We start from the raw sequence: 1,608 nt of genomic DNA, 5'->3' as shown, positions 1-1,608 counted from the left end.
ACATTGAAATCTGCAATACCGTCTGGTGTAATATAACCAACTGCTCCGGAGTAAAGCCCCCTCTGTAAAATCTCATACTGCTCAATTAGTTCCAGCACCCGTTTCTTAGGCGCACCCGTCATAGATCCCATAGGAAAACATGCCCTGATCAGATCAACTATTCCCTTGCCTTCCTGCAGCTCTCCGGAAATCGTGGACACAAGCTGATGTACCTGGGGAAAACTATATACGCCAAACAATTCGTCCACCTTAACCGAACCGGGAACACAAACCCTCGACAGATCATTTCTCACCAGGTCAACAACCATTACATTCTCAGAACGCTCCTTTTCGCTGGCAACCAACTCCTTTGCAGAAAGACGATCCTGTTCCGGGTTAGCAGGGTAGCGGGGAGATGTACCCTTAATTGGCTGAGACCACACATTTTTTCCTTCGAGGCGAAAAAAACGCTCGGGGCTGGCGCAAAGCAGGTACCGCTTTTCCCATTTATAAAACACAGAAAAGGGGTTCGGCGACACGGAAACCAGCTCTTTAAAAACCTTTACAGGATCAAGCTCCACATCAGCGGCCCGAAACTCCTGGCAAAAATTAATCTCATAACAGTCACCCCTATGAATATGCGCTTTTAATGCTTCCACCCGGCTGATATACTCCTGCGCAGAAAACGCCGGCTTTAACTCTACCGGGGAAAACAAGGAATGTGCCGATATACTTTCTTTTTGAAGCTGCTGCAAAACATGCGCAGGGTCTAAGCCATAACTGCTAATCCACAGCTTATTCTCCTTTATCAGCAGCAGGTATTCGGGAATAAAAAAACAGAGATCAGGAAAACCAACCGGGTCTGGCAGGGAGGAATAGCTTTGCATGGTCTCCGCCTTGAGGCCAAATCCAAGATGACCGAAAAGCCAATCACCTTCTGCCTGCAGAAAACCCTGCAGGCTTTCCAGCGCATGGCCTGCCGGTTCGGCTATCTTTTTCCAGGCGCCGGCAGCCAGCAGGCATTCGAAACCATGCAACCCTTCGCGGTAACCATGGTTATCCATAAAGCAACAAATGTTGAATCGGTTGGCCCAATTCAACATTTGCGACTTAGTTTCCGGCGAAGCAGTCCACTCAAATTCCCGGAACTGCCTGCCATGCAAGATGGTATTAGTTGACATTAGAAATCTTCCTCGTCGTCATCAAAACCAGAGTCGTTGAAAAGATCCATGTCCTTGAAATCATCATCCAGTCCAAGATCGTCATCGTCTTTCGCAGACTTTTTAGAGCCACCGGAACCAGCGCTCTTTTTCGTTTTGGATTTCGGAAGATCAAACTCTTCAAAATCAGGATCCCAGTTATCTTCTTCGTCTACCTTATCCCAATCATCTTCTTCATCATCGGCAATATCATCCTCATCATCTTCGTCCTCAGATTTTGATTTTGCAGATTTGGAAGCTTTTTTTGATGCTTTCGGAGTTTCCTCTTCCTCATCAAAATCATCCTCCTCATCGTCTTCCAATTGTTTCTTGGATTTCGAAGAAGTTTTCTTTACCGGCTCTTCCTTGGAAGAAGCTTTTGGGGTAGTCTTTTTTTCCTTATCAGATTTAGCAGCCATAGCACAAAAAC

The 1,608-nt window shown here is 46.3% G+C and carries 2 protein-coding genes; both read right to left on the bottom strand.

Annotation, left to right across the window (positions count from 1 at the left end):
• A partial coding sequence (locus A1D16_RS00900; protein ID WP_290706812.1) for an anthranilate synthase component I family protein occupies positions 1 to 1,043 on the bottom strand: 1,043 nt, incomplete at its 3' end.
• 116 nt (positions 1,044 to 1,159) lie between these two features.
• On the bottom strand, positions 1,160 to 1,608 hold a 449-nt coding region (locus A1D16_RS00895), incomplete at its 5' end, for a hypothetical protein (RefSeq protein WP_366206315.1).

Origin of the sequence: Flavihumibacter sp. CACIAM 22H1 (genome assembly GCF_001601815.1) — a bacterium.
Taxonomy (GTDB): domain Bacteria; phylum Bacteroidota; class Bacteroidia; order Chitinophagales; family Chitinophagaceae; genus Flavihumibacter.
Note: the sequence above shows the minus strand (reverse complement) of the source record. Positions and strands in the feature narration are given on the sequence as shown.